The 16,967-nt window shown below is 41.6% G+C and carries 15 protein-coding genes; all 15 read left to right on the forward strand.

Going from position 1 to position 16,967, the window contains the following annotated elements:
• Position 1 precedes the first annotated feature (1 nt).
• The 15 genes from IGI52_RS15125 to IGI52_RS15195 all read left to right on the forward strand — a co-directional run bounded on the left by IGI52_RS15125 (position 2) and on the right by IGI52_RS15195 (position 16,951).
• Positions 2 to 865 carry a PTS system mannose/fructose/sorbose family transporter subunit IID gene (locus tag IGI52_RS15125; protein ID WP_016181666.1) on the forward strand — a complete coding sequence of 288 codons (864 nt, stop codon included), beginning with the start codon at positions 2 to 4 and terminating at the stop codon, positions 863 to 865.
• A gap of 29 nt (positions 866 to 894) precedes the next feature.
• Positions 895 to 2,121: a zinc-binding dehydrogenase gene (locus tag IGI52_RS15130; protein WP_311893613.1), complete on the forward strand. Its 1,227-nt coding sequence runs from the start codon at positions 895 to 897 to the stop codon at positions 2,119 to 2,121.
• Between the two features lie 848 nt (positions 2,122 to 2,969).
• On the forward strand, positions 2,970 to 3,986 hold the full coding sequence (locus tag IGI52_RS15135) for a LacI family DNA-binding transcriptional regulator (RefSeq protein ID WP_016181664.1): 1,017 nt from the start codon (positions 2,970 to 2,972) through the stop codon (positions 3,984 to 3,986).
• Positions 3,987 to 4,125: 139 nt separating this feature from the next.
• Positions 4,126 to 5,427, forward strand: coding sequence for a pyrimidine-nucleoside phosphorylase (locus IGI52_RS15140; protein ID WP_016181663.1), 1,302 nt, complete (start codon positions 4,126 to 4,128; stop codon positions 5,425 to 5,427).
• Between the two features lie 62 nt (positions 5,428 to 5,489).
• On the forward strand, positions 5,490 to 6,152 hold the full coding sequence (gene deoC / locus IGI52_RS15145; protein WP_016181662.1) for a deoxyribose-phosphate aldolase: 663 nt from the start codon (positions 5,490 to 5,492) through the stop codon (positions 6,150 to 6,152).
• An 18-nt stretch (positions 6,153 to 6,170) separates the two neighbouring features.
• A complete protein-coding gene (locus IGI52_RS15150; protein WP_016181661.1) occupies positions 6,171 to 6,563 on the forward strand; it encodes a cytidine deaminase in 393 nt (130 codons plus the stop codon).
• Positions 6,564 to 6,622: 59 nt separating this feature from the next.
• Positions 6,623 to 7,723: a BMP family lipoprotein gene (locus IGI52_RS15155; protein WP_016181660.1), complete on the forward strand. Its 1,101-nt coding sequence runs from the start codon at positions 6,623 to 6,625 to the stop codon at positions 7,721 to 7,723.
• A gap of 196 nt (positions 7,724 to 7,919) precedes the next feature.
• A complete protein-coding gene (locus IGI52_RS15160) occupies positions 7,920 to 9,455 on the forward strand; it encodes an ABC transporter ATP-binding protein (protein WP_172702342.1) in 1,536 nt (511 codons plus the stop codon).
• Positions 9,448 to 10,578, forward strand: a complete 1,131-nt coding sequence (locus IGI52_RS15165; RefSeq protein WP_016181658.1) for an ABC transporter permease — start codon at positions 9,448 to 9,450, stop codon at positions 10,576 to 10,578. Before IGI52_RS15160 ends, IGI52_RS15165 begins: the two co-directional genes overlap by 8 nt.
• Positions 10,578 to 11,531 carry an ABC transporter permease gene (locus tag IGI52_RS15170; protein WP_016181657.1) on the forward strand — a complete coding sequence of 318 codons (954 nt, stop codon included), beginning with the start codon at positions 10,578 to 10,580 and terminating at the stop codon, positions 11,529 to 11,531. Before IGI52_RS15165 ends, IGI52_RS15170 begins: the two co-directional genes overlap by 1 nt.
• Before the next feature lie 560 nt (positions 11,532 to 12,091).
• Complete coding sequence (gene deoB, locus IGI52_RS15175; RefSeq protein ID WP_016181656.1) at positions 12,092 to 13,264, forward strand: phosphopentomutase; 1,173 nt, start codon at positions 12,092 to 12,094, stop codon at positions 13,262 to 13,264.
• 26 nt (positions 13,265 to 13,290) lie between these two features.
• Positions 13,291 to 14,109 (forward strand): purine-nucleoside phosphorylase, encoded by an 819-nt coding sequence (locus IGI52_RS15180; RefSeq protein ID WP_016181655.1) that lies wholly within the window; start codon positions 13,291 to 13,293, stop codon positions 14,107 to 14,109.
• 36 nt (positions 14,110 to 14,145) lie between these two features.
• Positions 14,146 to 14,853 (forward strand): purine-nucleoside phosphorylase, encoded by a 708-nt coding sequence (deoD, locus tag IGI52_RS15185; protein ID WP_016181654.1) that lies wholly within the window; start codon positions 14,146 to 14,148, stop codon positions 14,851 to 14,853.
• A 93-nt stretch (positions 14,854 to 14,946) separates the two neighbouring features.
• Positions 14,947 to 15,699 carry an alpha/beta fold hydrolase gene (locus IGI52_RS15190; protein WP_016181653.1) on the forward strand — a complete coding sequence of 251 codons (753 nt, stop codon included), beginning with the start codon at positions 14,947 to 14,949 and terminating at the stop codon, positions 15,697 to 15,699.
• Positions 15,700 to 15,763: 64 nt separating this feature from the next.
• Positions 15,764 to 16,951 (forward strand): iron-containing alcohol dehydrogenase, encoded by a 1,188-nt coding sequence (locus tag IGI52_RS15195; RefSeq protein WP_016181652.1) that lies wholly within the window; start codon positions 15,764 to 15,766, stop codon positions 16,949 to 16,951.
• Positions 16,952 to 16,967 lie beyond the last annotated feature (16 nt).

The following is a 16,967-nucleotide window of genomic DNA, read 5'->3' on the forward strand; positions in this document are numbered from 1 at the left end:
AATGGAAAATACTTCAACAGTAGAAACGAAAAAAGATATTTATGCGCAATCGCAATTAACGAAAAAAGATTTGATGACAACGTTTGTCTTTTCAAACTTCCAGCAGGCGTCCTTTAACTTTGAACGGATTCATGCGTTGGCTTTTTGTGTGGATATGATTCCGACAATCCGTCGAGTGTATAAAACCAAAGAAGAACAAGCAGAAGCCTTGAAACGCCATTTGACTTTCTTTAATACGACACCAGCTGTTTGCGGACCTGTTATCGGCGTAACGATGGCGATGGAGGAAGCACGAGCAAGCGGTGCGGATATCGATGATGGGACAATCAATAGCTTAAAGGTTGGGTTGATGGGACCTTTAGCTGGTGTCGGCGATCCATTAGTTTGGGGAACCTTACGTCCGATCACCGCAGCATTAGGTGCCTCGTTGGCTTTATCTGGAAATGTGATGGGACCAATTTTATTCTTCGTAGCTTTTAACGTGATTCGCTTGGCGATGAAATGGTTTGGATTGACTTACGGCTTCAGTAAAGGGATGGATATTGTTAAAGATCTGTCGGGCAATTTATTACAGAAATTGACTGAAGGTGCGACAATTTTAGGATTATTCATCATGGGGGTTCTGGTAACGAAATGGACCACTGTCAATATACCGCTAGTCGTATCGAAAACACCAGGTGCGGATGGCAAAACAGTTATTACAACTGTGCAAAATGTTTTGGATGATTTAGTTCCAGGTTTACCAGCGTTAGGTTTGACCTTGTTGATGATGTATTTACTAAAGAAAAAAGTCAGCCCAATCGTTTTGATTTTTGTGTTGTTTGCAGTAGGAATCATCGGTTATTGGTTAGGAATTTTAGCATAATATTATAGAAGAAATTAGGGGGAGCAGTAGTGAAAACGAAAGCAGTACGTTTATATGGTAAGAAGGATTTACGTTTAGAGGAATTTGAATTGCCTGAAATCAAAGAGAATGAGATTTTGGCTTCAGTCATCACTGATAGTATTTGTATGTCAACGTGGAAGTTAGCCAATCAAGGGGCGGATCATAAAAAAGCGCCCAATAATCTTGCGGAAAATCCGATTATTATTGGTCACGAATTTTGTGGCGAACTGTTGGAAGTTGGCGGCAAATGGGCACATAAATATAAAAAAGGAGAGCGGTATGTTTTGCAGGCGAACTTGCAATTACCGGATCGTCCAGATTGTCCCGGCTATTCGTATCCTTACACTGGCGGCGATGCGACCTACATCGTGATCTCAGAAGATGTCATGAATCAGGACTGCTTGATCCCTTATAAAGGTGATACCTATTTTGAAGGCTCACTGATTGAACCATTATCCTGTGTAATTGGCGCCTTTGAAGCAAATTATCATTTAAAAGAAGGGTCCTATGAACACAAGATGGGAATCAAAGCTGATGGGAATCTATTGATCATGGGCGGGACTGGCCCAATGGGTTTATTAGCAATCGATTATGCTTTGCATGGACCCATCAAACCAAAGAAATTAGTTGTTACCGATCGTGATGCGGAAAAATTAGCTCGTGCAGAAAAGCTCTATCCAAGTCAAAACGGTATTGAAGTTTCATATATAAATGTAGCAGATGTTGAAGATCAAGTCAGTCTTTTGAAGGAAAAAGCAGATGGAGGCTTCGATGATATCTTTGTAATGATTCCAGTGGCACCAGTAGTAACGGATGCGGCGGACATGTTGAATCCGGATGGCTGCCTGAACTTCTTCGCGGGACCGCAGGACAAAGAGTTTTCGGCGCAGGTGAATTTTTACGATGTGCATTATTCCTTTACGCACTTTGTGGGAACGTCTGGCGGTAATACCGAGGACATGCGCAAGGCGGTAAAATTGATTGAGGATAAGCAAGTTAAAGTTGCCAATGTCGTTACCCATATTCTAGGATTGGATGCAGTAGGGGAAACCACGTTGAATCAACCAGCGATTGGCGGCGGAAAAAAATTAGTTTATACCCATAAACAATCTGAACTGAAAAAACTTTCAGAGATTGATAACAATTCAGAATTAGGCGAAATTCTAGCAGAAACAGATGGTATTTGGAGTCAGAAGGCTGAAAATTATGTTTTGAAGAATTATCCAAATATTTAATTTTTAATTAAGTAAATGAATAAATCAAACGTTTTCACATTTTCTACTGTACCAACGTTCGGGTTTTGGTACGCAATTTATGTAACTATAAAATAAGAACTGCCGCAGAAAAGAACTGATTCTGCGGCAGTTCATTTTATAGATGCTCTTTTAAAATGACTTGATTGGCAATGTCTGAGTAGACTTCATTATGGACAGTACCGGCAGTTAATTTTTGCGTTACAGAGTACATCTTTTTCAGAAAGTGAAAGCTGTAATTTATAGGCACTGGAAAAAGAAAGTAAACTATTTATAAAAATCGTGATGAATATTGGATCGCTGTTATTTGAAATTCGAGATAAAAACCTTGCCTACTTTAAAAGCTCCAAATTTACATAATCCAAGATGAATCATTTGTAAAATGCAGCGTTCGCGACGCCTAGATTCATTTTTTCACTGTTTTGCTTATCAAAAAGATCACAGCTTAGATTTTTTTGGTTCATAATCATTTTAGAGAATTTGATACTTTTCGTTATATGTTTAATTCGCAATCATCTTATCTCGCTTTTTATAGATTTAAATAAAATGGCCAGCAGTCTTTGTTGGGCACATCATAGTCTTTTTTCAAAAACTATCTGAATCGTGCGAAAACGGTGTAGGCTAATTAGAATTGATGCATAAATTCTTGCTGATTTTTGATGGCACCTAAAACGTCTGCTATTTGCTTAACTACTTTTTATTTCTAGGAGCCTTTAAATTCCACTTTTTTCCTACAGAATAAGCAAGAAGTCCGGCCTTTTGAAGAAAAATGCTTTCTTTCTATTTTTTCCTTTGCTACACTTAAAAAAAACGCAAAGAGAGGGACCGTGATGAAGATCACCATTAAAGAGATCGCTGAGATGGCTGGCGTGTCAGTAACGACTGTCTCACAGATTTTAAATAATAAAGGCAGCCGCTTCAGCGAACAAACGCGCAGAAAGGTTTTAGCCATTGTTGAAGAACATCAATACAAACCGGATTTTTTTGCAGCGAACTTGATTAATCGTCATTCAAAAACGATCGGGATGATCGTGCCGGACGTAACCGACTTTTTTTTCTCAAAGGTGATCGAAGGAGTAGAAAGTTATTTAAATCCTCTAGGTTATATGATCATTTTGTGTAACTCTCGCCACGATATTGAACAAGAAAAACGTTATTTAAATGAGCTGTCACATCGGTCAGTAGATGGTATTTTGTTGGCCACGCCTAATCATCTTGAGGGAGAACACAAGTTGGGCAGTGACTTTTACCGTAAACACCCGATTGTTTTGATCGACCGAGGCTTGAACGATCGCGATTGGGGCCAGCTATTAGTAGAAGAATATGCCGGGGCACAAGAAGTCCTGCGGATGTTGGTAGATAAAGGGCATCGTCATATAGGTATGTTAAAAGAGAGTCAAGGCTATTATCAATTAACTGAGCGGGTGAAGGCCTATCGGCAGGTAGTTTTTGAGTATAAATTGCCATTTGAAGAAAGCTATATTTGTTCTGGACAATTAACGATCTCCGGCGGTTATCATGCGGCAAGAGAGGTATTAAAAAATAAGAAAATCACGGCGATATTTTGCGGAAATGATGAGATGGCTCTTGGTTGCTATCAAGCGATTTATGAAGCGGGATTAAAAATTCCTGAGGACATTTCGGTCGTGGGCTTTGACGGGTTAGAAGTTAGTGAATACATGGTTCCGCCTTTGACAACTGTCTTTCAGCCGAGCAGTGAAATTGGCTTTTCAGCAGCAAAATTTTTAGTAGATGCCATTAATTTCCCTTCTCAGCGAATTCCGAATAAAATCTTCCAAACTAAATTAATTATTCGTGAGAGTGTTAAAAAAGTAGATCAGGGTTGACAACGGGAGCAGTACCCGTTATAGTAACGATGGCAGCGCTAACAGAAAGCGCTTCTGTATTTAGTAAACTGTTTTACTAAAGTGGTTTACCTTTCGCCATTTTATTGTATAATATCTTTTGAAGCTTGGAGGAAAACCTATGAGAATGGTAGATTTGATCGAAAAAAAGAGAGACGGTAATGCCCTATCAAAAGAAGAACTCGACTTCATCATTGATGGCTATACAGACGGAAGTATTCCAGACTATCAGATGAGCGCTTTATTAATGGCAATCTTTTATCAGGACATGACGGATGAGGAAATTTCTCATTTAACTTTGGCTATGGCAAACTCAGGAGACATCATTGATTTGTCATCTATTGAGGGTGTGAAGGTGGATAAGCATTCCACTGGCGGTGTTGGTGACACCACAACTTTGGTTCTTGCGCCACTTGTAGCAAGTGTAGACGTACCTGTAGCAAAAATGTCTGGACGCGGTCTTGGTTTTACTGGAGGTACTTTAGATAAATTCGAATCAATTCCCGGCTTTAAAATCGAATTATCCGATCAAGAATTTGTTGATATTGTAAACAAGAGTAAAGTAGCTGTCATCGGTCAGTCAGGAAATCTGGCTCCAGCGGATAAGAAGTTGTACGCATTACGTGATGTAACAGCGACAGTGGATTCCATCCCGTTGATTGCCAGTTCGATCATGAGTAAAAAAATCGCAGCGGGTGCAGATGCAATCGTTTTGGATGTGACTACCGGCGAAGGTGCCTTTATGAAAAACATCGATGATGCAAAACGTTTAGCGAAAACTATGGTACGCATCGGAAAGCTTGCTGGACGTCAAACGATGGCTGTGATTTCGGATATGTCTGAGCCGTTAGGCCAAGCAATCGGAAACAGCCTAGAAATCGTGGAAGCGATTGATACCTTGAAAGGAGAAGGACCAGCTGATCTAACAGAGATGTGCTATGTATTAGGTAGTCAGATGGTTGTTTTAGCAGGTAAAGCGGCGACGTTGGATGAAGCCAGAGCGATGTTAGAGGAAGCCCTACATTCTGGTAAGGCGCTAGAAAAATTCCGTGAAATGGTTAAAGACCAAGGTGGGGATGCAACAGTAATTGATCAAACGGACAAGATTCTAACCGCTAAATATGAAATTGAGTTGCCAGCTAAAACCTCGGGGTATGTCACTGATTTAGTAGCCAATGAAATTGGGATTGCAGCAATGCTGTTAGGCGCGGGACGTAAAACGAAAGAAGAAGATATCGATCATGCCGTTGGTATCAAGCTGCATAAAAAAGTCGGCGATAAAGTTGCTGAAGGCGAATCGCTATTAACAATCTACGCGAACTCCAATGAAATTGACGAAGTAGAAAAATTACTTTATGAAAATATTTCGATTGGTGAAGAGCCAAAAGAGCCTATTTTAATCCACGATATTATTACAGAATAAGTATTTAAAACTTTTTTGTAACAATAAAAAGTATATTATAATGAAAGAAGCGAGGGTCAGAAATGGAAATAAATCGAATGATCGACCACACAATTTTAAAGGCGGATGCCAGTAAAGAAGATGTAATGAAAATTATTGAAGAAGCTAAGAAATATCGCTTTTACTCTGTCTGCATCAATCCAACATGGGTGTCGCTTGCAGCCAAAGAATTACAGGGTGAGCCCGTTGCAGTTTGTACGGTGATCGGTTTTCCGCTTGGAGCAAATACTACTGAAACAAAGGCGTTCGAAGCAGCAAACGCGATTCAAAACGGTGCGGATGAAGTGGATATGGTTATCAATATCGGCGAACTGAAAGATGGCAACGACGAAAAGGTTCAAAAAGACATTGAAGCAGTCGTAGCAGCCGCAAAAGATAAGGCCTTAGTTAAAGTGATCATCGAAACCTCTCTATTAAATAATGAAGAAAAAGTCAAAGCCTGCGAATTAGCCAAAGCGGCGGGAGCAGATTTTGTAAAAACCTCTACGGGATTCTCAACAGGCGGCGCAACAGTCGAAGATGTGCGTTTGATGCGTGAAACTGTTGGTCCAGAAATGGGTGTTAAGGCTTCCGGTGGTATCCATAATGCCAAAGAAGCAGCAGCAATGATCGAAGCAGGGGCTACTCGTTTAGGTGCCAGCTCAGGAGTTGCTATTATGAACGGTCTTTCTGGTACGGGGTACTAAAAAACGGAGGCATGACACATGAGTAAGCAAGAATGGATCGATATCGCAGTTGAAGCACTCGGCAAAGCGTATGTCCCATATTCGAAATTTCCTGTCGGCGCATGTCTTGTGACGAAGGAAGGAAAAACCTATCAAGGAATCAATATTGAAAATGCTTCTTACGGCTTAACGAATTGCGCAGAACGAACAGCTATTTTTAAAGCTGTTTCGGAAGGCGAAAAAGCCTTTAGTCATTTAGTAGTCGCTGGTCACACACCAGAACCGATTTCTCCATGTGGCGCATGTCGTCAAGTTATGGCGGAATTTTGCGATCCAGCGATGCCAGTAACCTTAGTCGGTGACAACGGAGTAACAAAAGAAATGACCGTTGAAGAGTTACTGCCGTATACCTTTACTGACAAAGATTTATAAACCATGTTCATTCAGTCGCAGGACTGTTGAAAAAAACATATTTAGGGGGCTTTACAGAAATGAAAAAAGCAAAATTATTTGGCCTAGGTACCGTAGCAATGGCAGCGTTGCTGACTCTAGGAGCTTGCGGCGGCGGTAGTGGCGGCGGTTCAACTGATTCTTCAGGCGGAGCGGCCAAAGACGATGCAAAACACAGTGTAGCAATCGTAACAGACATTGGTGGGGTGGACGACCGTTCATTTAACCAAAGTGCTTGGGAAGGTCTTCAAGCATGGGGTAAAGAACACGATATCAAAAAAGGTACTGGCGGATATAACTATATCCAATCAAACGATGCTTCTGAATATGAACAAAATATTTCACAAGCTGTTACTAACGGTTTCAAAACAGTTTTCGGGATTGGTTACTTACTAGCTGACCCAATCTCAGCAGCAGCAGATCAAAACCCAGATACAAACTTCGTTATCATTGACTCAGTGATTGAAGACAAAGATAACGTTGCTTCGGCAACATTTAAAGACCAAGAAGCAGCTTACCTAGCAGGTGTAGCAGCAGCTGAAACAACAAAATCAAATAAATTAGGTTTTGTTGGTGGTGAAGAAGGTGCCGTAATCGACCGCTTTGAAGCTGGTTTCGTTCAAGGGGTAAAAGATACTGCTAAAAAATTAGACAAAGACATTTCTGTAGACGTACAATATGCGGCTTCATTTGGTGATCCTTCTAAAGGGAAAGCTTTGGCAGCGAACATGTACAATGCTGGCGTAGACATCATTTATCATGCTTCAGGCGGTACTGGTCAAGGGGTCTTCTCAGAAGCGAAAGCACGTAACGAAAAAGCTGACGAAGCTGACAAAGTTTGGGTTATCGGTGTCGATAGCGACCAACAAAACGATGGCAAATACAAATCTAAAGACGGTAAAGAAAGCAACTTCTGTTTGACTTCAACACTTAAAGGCGTTGGCGCAGCGGTTCAATCAATCTCTACGGATGCATTGAATGACAAATTCCCTGGCGGCAAACACTTATCATTTGGTTTGAAAGACGGCGGTGTTGATTTAACAGACGGCTATCTTTCAGACGATGCGAAAGCAGCTGTTAAAGAAGCAAAAGAAAAAGTTTCTGCTGGCGACATCAAAGTTCCAGAAACTCCTGAGAAATAATTATTCAGGTGACCATAGTCTCCAACGCGTGAGGCTATGGTCCTCTTTTAAAAAAAGTTTTCTTCTTTTAGACAAGTCACAGCCAGTGCTTGATTTGTCTAAGGGAAGAACGCCCTTAGCGTTGCAATGTTTTGTCAGGTTTTAAAAAGCGATAGGATGTGAAAAGAAAGTGACAGAAGAACAAAATGTCATTGAGATGCGCAATATCACCAAGCAATTTGGTACGTTTAAAGCGAATGACAACATCAATCTTCAGATTCGAAAGGGCGAGATTCACGCGCTTCTAGGTGAAAATGGCGCTGGAAAATCAACATTGATGAATGTCTTGTCTGGGCTATTACAGCCAACTTCTGGTGAGATTCTAATGGATGGTCAACCCGTCGATATCTCAAGCCCAACGAAAGCCAATCAATTAGGGATCGGAATGGTCCATCAGCATTTCATGTTAGTGGATGCCTTTACCGTCACAGAGAACATTATTTTAGGCAGCGAGCCGAAGAAAAACGGCATGCTGGACAAAAAGAAAGCTAAAGCTGAGATCGTGCGTTTATCTGAAGAATACGGGTTAAAAGTTGATCCAGACGCTTATATCCGTGACATTTCAGTGGGTATGCAGCAGCGGGTCGAAATTTTGAAAACCTTGTATCGTGGTGCGAATGTTCTGATTTTTGATGAACCAACGGCTGTATTGACACCGCAAGAAATTGATGAGCTGATTACGATTATGGAAGGCCTAATTAATGAGGGCAAATCGATTATTCTGATTACTCATAAGCTAGATGAAATCAAAAAAGTCGCGGATCGCTGTTCCGTTATTCGTCGAGGACAATACATAGGAACGGTCGACGTCAAAGATGTCAGCTCGCAGCAATTAGCGGATATGATGGTGGGACGTTCTGTTTCATTCAAAACAGATAAGGTACCAGCAACGCCAGGCGAAGTCGTTCTTTCAATTAAGAATCTTGTTGTAAAAGAAAGTCGCGGCTTAGAGGCAGTGAAGAATCTTTCGCTGGATGTCCATCGCGGGGAAGTTGTTGGAATTGCCGGAATCGATGGTAATGGACAGACAGAGCTGATCCAAGCTCTTACTGGTTTACGTAAAGTCGAAAGCGGAACAGTCACAATTAGCGGAAAAGATGTAACAGGCAAAGCGCCGCGTCATATTACTGAAACAGGCGTCGGACACGTGCCGGAAGACCGTCATAAATATGGTTTGATTTTACCGTTGCCATTATCGGAGAACATCGCGTTGCAATCATACTACCATGAACCATTTAGTAAAACGGGTATTTTGAACTACGGTGAGATTGATCGTTACGCGAAGCGCTTGATTGAAGAATACGATGTACGGACAACCAGTGAAAAAGCACCAGCGGCTTCACTATCAGGCGGGAATCAGCAAAAAGCGATTATCGCACGAGAAGTCGATCGTGATCCAGATCTGCTGATTGTATCACAGCCAACTCGTGGACTGGATGTTGGGGCGATCGAATATATCCACAAGCGTTTGGTTGAACAGCGCGACAAGCAAAAAGGCGTGCTATTAGTAAGCTTTGAGCTGGATGAAATTTTAAATGTCTCTGACCGTATCGCGGTTATTCATGCAGGGGAGATCGTTGGTATCGTAGATCCGAAAGAAACTTCTGAAAACGAGCTTGGGCTATTGATGGCCGGCTATAGTTTAGAAGAAGCGCGAGCAGAATTAGCAAAGGCTGGTGAGACAAATGAATGATCGCTCAGAAAGAATTAGAAATATTTTAGTACCGATTATTTCAGTTATTTTAGGATTTGTTCTTGGTGCTGTTTTGATGTTAGTATTTGGGTTTAACCCAATCGAAGGTTATAACGCAATGTTTAGCTCCGCATTCCAAAGCAAAATGTCTATCGGAGAAATTTTGGTTGGTGCGGGACCGTTAATCTTTACTGCGCTGGGGTTCTCAGTAGCCAATTCAGCTGGATTCTTTAACGTCGGGCTGTCTGGGCAAGCGCTCTGCGGCTGGGTCGCAAGTATCTGGGTCGCATTAAGCATGCCGGATTCACCGAAATTCGTTGTTTTGCCATTAGCGATCATCGCTGGTGCTTTAGCCGGAGCTGCGGCTGCAGCGATTCCTGGATTATTGCGTGCATTCTTTGGAACCAGTGAAGTTATCGTAACCATTATGATGAACTATGTGATTTTGTATGTAGCGAATCATATCGTTAATCATGTAATGTCACCAGATATCATTTCAAACAAGGGTGTAACTAAAGGTGTCGGCTTGAATGCGTCATTACGCGAACCTTGGTTAACAAACTTATTTGGCGGTTCGCGGGTCAACATGGGTATTATTTTAGCGTTAGTCTTCTTAGTGCTTGTGTGGTTCTTAATGAAACGAACAACGCTAGGGTTTGAAATTCGTTCCGTTGGTTTGAATCCTTTTGCCTCTGAATATGCAGGGATGAGTAGTAAACGCACGATCGTGATCTCCATGATCATTTCAGGTACCTTAGCTGGTCTTGGTGGTGTCGTTTATGGACTAGGAACATTTATGAATTACTTTGTTCAAGGAACATCAGTCAGCATAGGGTTTGACGGAATGGCGGTTTCACTGTTAGGAAACGGAAGCTCAGTGGGAATTTTACTCTCCGCACTGCTGTTCAGTATCTTGAAGCTCGGCGGACAAGGGATGCAGTTTTCAGGTATTCCAAGTGAATTAGCCAATAGTGTAATTCCGTTGATCATCTTCTTCGTAGCCATCAACTACATCGTACGTGTTGGTCTAGCAAAAGTCATGGGCGGTAAAAAAGAAGTTGCTACTGTCCAAGAAATAGAAAGTGCTCCGAACGAAGAATCTGAAAAAGGGGGCAAAGTCTGATGAATATGGATTTAGTAGCTTCAATTATTGCTCAGACACTTGTATATTCAGCACCGTTGATTTTAACGGCTTTAGGTGGCGTCTTTTCTGAACGCAGCGGGATCGTTAACGTTGGTTTGGAGGGAATCATGGTTGCAGGGGCGTTTAGTTCAGTGGTCTTTAACTTAGCTTTTGCCGATCAGTTTGGTGCAATGACTCCTTGGTTGGGTGTTTTAGTCGGTGGTTTAGCGGGGATGGCATTCTCCTTACTGCATGCTGTTGCGACAGTTAGCTTCCGTGCAGACCACATCATCAGTGGTACAGTAATGAACTTATTAGCACCGCCATTAGCGATTTTCTTGATCAAAGTGATTTATGGAAAAGGTCAAACAGACACGATCCAACAGCAATTTGGTTATTTTGATTTTCCAGGATTAAGTAAGATTCCTGTACTTGGTGATCTGTTCTTTAAAAATACAAGTTTGCCAGCATACTTTGCAATTTTGATTGCGGTACTTTCTTGGTTTGTGATCTTTAAAACGCGTTTTGGTTTGCGTTTACGTTCTGTCGGTGAAAATCCGCAGGCAGCTGATACTTTAGGAATCAATGTTTACGCATTACGTTACTCAGGTGTGTTGATTTCTGGTTTCCTTGGCGGAATGGGCGGGGCAGTCTTTGCACAATCCATCGCTGGACGCTTTGCACAAACAACCATCGCAGGTCAAGGGTTCATTTCACTAGCAGCGATGATCTTTGGTAAATGGAATCCATTAGGTGCGATGGGAGCTGCGATCTTCTTCGGATTCGCGCAAAACTTGAGTATCGCAGGATCAAACTTACCGATCATTTCACAAATTCCAGATGTGTATCTACAATCGGCACCATACGTCTTAACCATTGTGGTATTGGTCATTTTCTTAGGAAAAGCAGCAGCACCAAAAGCAGACGGTGTCAATTACATCAAATCAAAATAATTCTTTCGTTTTCAAAGGGTGGGGCTATGGGACAATGTTCTTAGTCGCGCCCTTTTTGCCAGTCCAACTTTCGCAGTTGCTCAAGGTCGGACTGGCAAAAATAAAATCTTAAAAGCAGGCATAAATACGCGAGGTTTAGTTGGATGGTATGCGTGATGAGGATCAAACTAACTTTTTCGCTTTTTGAAAAAGTTAATACCATAATGCGAATTAGCTGCGAATCAATTGTCCAAACGTATTATAGTAGTGGAATCGTATGCGTACGAAGATAGAATCATTTTTCATGGTTTTCGAAAAATGAATTCCGCTAAACTGAGCTAGTTGCCAGTCCAACTTTCGCAGTTGCTCAAAGTCGGACTGGCAAAAAAGTTAATCCTTTAAATCGAATTAGCTGGGTGTTTCATAATTTAGCAAGGCGTAGCTTTTATTTTACGGAACACTAAGAACCCAATATACTGGAGCTGTGGCAATTAGTTTAACAGCACAAAGGTTTTGTTAAATATATAAGTGGGATTCGTCTTACTTATTTTGATATAAATAAATAGAAAGAGGGAATAGAAATGTTTAAGCGCATTCACTTAGTCGTAATGGATTCAGTTGGTATTGGAGAAGCACCGGATGCTGAAAAATTTGGAGATGTCGGTTCAGATACTTTAGGTCATATTGCAGAAGAAGCTGGATTGAACATTCCGCATTTGGAACAGCTTGGTCTTGGAACGATTCGTCCACTGAAAGGTGTGAAGGATGTTGCGGAGCATGATGGCTATGCGACAAAATTGGAAGAAATCTCTGTTGGTAAGGACACAATGACAGGTCATTGGGAAATTGCTGGATTGAATATCCAAACACCTTTCCGCGTTTTTCCAGAAGGATTCCCACAAGAATTGCTTGATCAAATCTCTGAGTTTTCTGGTCGCGGAATTATCATGGGTGCCAACAAGCCTTATAGCGGAACTGAAGTTATCAAGGACTTTGGCGAAGAACAAATGAAGACTGGCGATTTGATTATCTACACGTCTGCTGACCCTGTATTACAGATTGCAGCACACGAAGAAATCATTCCGTTAGAAGAATTGTACAAAATTTGTCAATATGTTCGTGATATTACGAAGGACGATCCTTACATGATTGGTCGGATTATCGCACGTCCGTATGTTGGTGAACCAGGTAACTTCACACGTACTAGCAACCGTCACGACTATGCCCTTGATCCATTTGGTAAAACTGTTTTAGATTCATTAAAAGACAATGGTAAAGATGTGATTGCGGTTGGTAAAATCAACGATATCTTTAATGGCCAAGGAATTACGGATGCTGTTCGTACAAAGAGCAACATGGATGGCGTTGACAAGTTGTTAGAGGTAATGAAAAATGATTTTACTGGCTTGAGTTTTACGAATCTCGTTGATTTTGATGCTTTGTTTGGTCATCGTCGGGATGTTGTCGGCTATGCTCATGCGATTGAAGAATTTGATTTACGAATTCCAGAAATTTTAGATGCGATGCAAGACGACGATCTATTAATGATCACTGCTGACCACGGAAACGATCCAACATTTACTGGTACAGACCATACTCGTGAATATGTACCCTTATTGGTTTACAGCAAGAAAATGGCGGCACAAGGGAAATTACCGCAAGGCTACTATTCAGATATCGCTGCAACGATTGCTGAAAACTTTGACGTGCCAGCGACAGAAAATGGCGAAAGCTTCTTAAAATTATTGAAATAAAAAATATTCTATATAAGGAGACGTTTATGACAGACTTACAAGATAAAATTCAGCAAACAGCAAGCTATATTCAAGAAAAAGGAGTAGCAGATGTTGCATTTGGATTGATCCTAGGTTCAGGACTAGGTGAATTAGCAGAAGAAATTGAAAACCCTGTAGTGATCCCGTACAACGAAATTCCACATTTCCCTGTTTCAACAGTGGTTGGTCACGCGGGACAATTAGTCTATGGAAAATTGTCAGGAAAAAATGTATTAGCGATGCAAGGTCGCTTCCATTACTATGAAGGAAACCCAATGGATACAGTGACGTATCCTGTTCGTGTCATGGCAGCATTAGGCATTCATTCAGTGGTTGTGACAAATGCTGCAGGCGGCGTGAACGAAGGCTTCCAACCAGGGAATTTAATGCTGATCACCGACCATATCAATTTCATGGGCACTAATCCGTTAATCGGACCAAATGATGAAAACATGGGTCCACGCTTCCCAGATATGAGTGCAGCTTATACGAAAGAATACCAAGAAAAAGCGCGTGAAGTCGCAAATAAATTGGCTATCGATTTGCAAGAAGGAGTCTACATAGGCTTCACTGGACCAACTTATGAAACGCCAGCGGAAATTCGGATGGCTCGTACAATGGGCGCGGATGCTGTTGGAATGTCAACCGTACCGGAAGTCATCGTGGCGTCTCACAGTGGACTGAAGGTTCTAGGAATTTCTTGTATTACCAACTTAGCGGCGGGTATGCAGGCGAATTTAAACCACGCTGAAGTTGTGGAAACGACGGAACGTGTCAAAGAAGACTTCAAGAAATTAATCAAAGAAATCTTAGTGGTGTTATAATCGTATAGAAGTAAGTATATTATTGGGAGGAATACAATGAGCGTTCATATTGAAGCGAAACAAGGGGAGATCGCAGATAAAATTTTACTGCCGGGAGATCCGTTACGTGCGAAATTTATCGCGGAAAATTTTTTAGAAGATGCGAAATGCTATAACAATGTACGAGGCATGTTAGGCTACACAGGAACTTATAAGGGTGAACGTGTGTCTGTACAAGGTACTGGGATGGGCATGCCTTCTGCTGGTATTTACGCACAAGAACTGATCCAATCTTATGGCGTGAAAAAATTGATTCGTGTGGGAACCTGCGGTGCGTTGTCTAAAGATGTTCACGTGCGTGATTTGATCATTGCTCAAGGAGCGGTGACAAGTTCTTCAATGGTGAAAAAACATTTTCCAGATTTCCACTTTGCACCGATTGCTGATTTTGATCTGATGATGAAATCTTATAAAGTGGCGATGGAAAAAGGCTTTACTACTCATGTTGGGAATGTATTGTCAGAAGATACCTTCTACAAAGATGATTTAGCACCAACCTTCAAATTAGCGGAATATGGTGTCTTAGGTGTTGAGATGGAAGCTGCAATCTTGTATTACTTAGGCGCGAAATTCCATGTTCAAACCTTGGGCATTATGACGGTTAGCGATCACATGGTGACAGGTGAAGAAACCACTTCAGAAGAACGTCAAAATACCTTTAAAGATATGATGTATGTAGGGTTGGAAACGTTGATTGCAAAATAAGATCTTAATCGCTCTTCATTTGTGAAGGGCGGTTTTTCGTGTATTTTAAGAATACTAGGTATAATAGAAGAAATGCTTAGTAGGAGGAATAAGATGAAAGTAGTTGTACGCAAACGCACAGTCGGTAATATTCCTTTGCTTGAAGTCGTCGCAGAAGACAAAATTTATGAACCGCTGCCGCTGATTATTTATTATCATGGCTGGCAAACGGCAAAAGAATTAGTGCTGACTCAAGGTCGAAAATTAGCAGCGAAGAACTTCCGTGTACTATTGCCGGATGCAGCGAATCATGGTGAACGTAAGACGAAAACTTCGGAGATTCCTTCCCTGACTTTTTGGGATAGTATCCAAACAAATTTGTACGAGTTCGGTTTTTTGGTGGATTATTTTGAAAATCTTGGATTGGTCATGGGGAAAATTGGCGTTGGCGGGATTTCGATGGGCGGGATTACCACCTGCATGCTATTAACTCAACATCCGGAAATCAATGTAGCTGCTTGTGTAATGGGTTCACCGGCTCCGATCAAGTATCGCGAACGAATCGCTATGCATGCTGGCGAATTAGGATTCTATTTACCGAAGGATTATCGGCAACTGACTTCGTGGTTAGAAGCATATGATTTATCCTTAGCTCCGGAAAAAGTTGCGGGGCGTCCTTTATTCTTTTGGCATGGAACAGAAGATGAAAAGGTGCCTTATCAACATACCGCTGATTTTATTAAAGCGAATTCGCAAGACAATATTACCTTTGTCAGCGCGGAGGAACGGCACTTTGTTCAGATTGCCACGATGGATCAGATTACGGAATTTTTTGCGGATAACTTAGGTATATCTGAGCGAACTTAGTTCCATTCTGGAAAACTTTAGTTTATGCTTATTGGATAGAAGTGAACAGTAGGAGGAAAGTTAAATGGAGAATTTTGATTTTCATGTAACGACGGATATTCGTTTTGGTAAAGATCGCTTGGCCGAATTGCCGGAAGTATTAAATCAATACGGCAAAAAGGTCTTGATTGTGTATGGTGGAGGCAGTATCAAAAAGATCGGTTTATACGATAAAGTGATGGAGCAGCTGAAGGCGAACGGCAACGAAGTCTTTGAATTAGCCGGTGTTGAACCAAACCCACGAGTAGAAACAGTACGTCGTGGTGCAGAGATTTGTCGTAAAGAAAATGTTGACGTGATTTTAGCAGTCGGTGGCGGTTCAACGATTGACTGTGCGAAGGTCGTCGCGGCGGCGACTAAATTTGAAGGAGATGCTTGGGATTTAGTCTTGCAGCGTCGAAAATATCAAGGTGGCGCATTACCATTAGTGACGATTTTGACATTAGCTGCAACTGGTAGTGAAATGAACAGCGGTGCAGTAATCTCAAATCTTGCCACTCATCAAAAATTAGGCACTGGAAGCAAATCAATGCTTCCAAAGGTTTCTTTCTTAGATCCACAGAATACTTTTAGCGTAAACAAGTATCAAACAGCGGCAGGCTCGGCTGATATCATGAGTCACTTGATCGAAAATTATTTCAAACGGACAGAAGGAACCGATGTCCAAGATTCTGTTTCTGAAGGCTTGATGCGTTCAGTGATCAAAAATTGTCCGATCGCGTTGAAGTATCCTGATGATTACGATGCCCGGGCGAACCTGATGTGGGCAAGTACCTTAGCCTTGAACGGCTTAACTGGCAGCGGCAAACCCGGCGCATGGTCTTGTCATCCAATGGAACATGAATTGAGTGCCTTTTATGATATTACTCATGGTGTTGGTTTAGCAATCTTAACACCGCGTTGGATGGAATATGCTCTGAATGATGAAACAGTCGATAAATTTGCCAGCTTTGCATGGAATGTCTGGAACGTTGAAGAAAAAGTTCCAATGTTGGCGGCTCGTATCGGAATTCAAAAGTTATATGATTACTTCAAGGCCTGCGGTATTCCGATGACCTTGCCAGAAGTTGGCATCAATGAGGAGAAATTCGATGAAATGGCGAAACAAGCGGTAGCTCATAGCACGATTAAGACCGATGCGTTTGTGCCATTGGACGAAGCAGCGGTGAAGGAAATCTTTACAGCTTGCTTAACAGAAAGCAGTTTTGAATAATTCCATTAGACTGAAA

Source organism: Enterococcus sp. DIV0187 (assembly GCF_051713785.1).
Lineage (GTDB): Bacteria > Bacillota > Bacilli > Lactobacillales > Enterococcaceae > Enterococcus_A > Enterococcus_A avium.

What these genes read in the sequence shown, in the direction of transcription:
- IGI52_RS15170 (WP_016181657.1), top strand. Translation starts at nt 10,578, where the DNA reads ATGAATATGGATTTAGTAGCTTCAATTATTGCTCAGACACTTGTATAT.
- IGI52_RS15125 (WP_016181666.1), top strand. Translation starts at nt 2, where the DNA reads ATGGAAAATACTTCAACAGTAGAAACGAAAAAAGATATTTATGCGCAA.
- deoD (WP_016181654.1), top strand. Translation starts at nt 14,146, where the DNA reads ATGAGCGTTCATATTGAAGCGAAACAAGGGGAGATCGCAGATAAAATT.
- deoC (WP_016181662.1), top strand. Translation starts at nt 5,490, where the DNA reads ATGGAAATAAATCGAATGATCGACCACACAATTTTAAAGGCGGATGCC.
- IGI52_RS15150 (WP_016181661.1), top strand. Translation starts at nt 6,171, where the DNA reads ATGAGTAAGCAAGAATGGATCGATATCGCAGTTGAAGCACTCGGCAAA.
- IGI52_RS15195 (WP_016181652.1), top strand. Translation starts at nt 15,764, where the DNA reads ATGGAGAATTTTGATTTTCATGTAACGACGGATATTCGTTTTGGTAAA.
- IGI52_RS15190 (WP_016181653.1), top strand. Translation starts at nt 14,947, where the DNA reads ATGAAAGTAGTTGTACGCAAACGCACAGTCGGTAATATTCCTTTGCTT.
- IGI52_RS15155 (WP_016181660.1), top strand. Translation starts at nt 6,623, where the DNA reads ATGAAAAAAGCAAAATTATTTGGCCTAGGTACCGTAGCAATGGCAGCG.
- IGI52_RS15180 (WP_016181655.1), top strand. Translation starts at nt 13,291, where the DNA reads ATGACAGACTTACAAGATAAAATTCAGCAAACAGCAAGCTATATTCAA.
- IGI52_RS15140 (WP_016181663.1), top strand. Translation starts at nt 4,126, where the DNA reads ATGAGAATGGTAGATTTGATCGAAAAAAAGAGAGACGGTAATGCCCTA.
- IGI52_RS15160 (WP_172702342.1), top strand. Translation starts at nt 7,920, where the DNA reads ATGCGCAATATCACCAAGCAATTTGGTACGTTTAAAGCGAATGACAAC.
- deoB (WP_016181656.1), top strand. Translation starts at nt 12,092, where the DNA reads ATGTTTAAGCGCATTCACTTAGTCGTAATGGATTCAGTTGGTATTGGA.
- IGI52_RS15165 (WP_016181658.1), top strand. Translation starts at nt 9,448, where the DNA reads ATGAATGATCGCTCAGAAAGAATTAGAAATATTTTAGTACCGATTATT.
- IGI52_RS15135 (WP_016181664.1), top strand. Translation starts at nt 2,970, where the DNA reads ATGAAGATCACCATTAAAGAGATCGCTGAGATGGCTGGCGTGTCAGTA.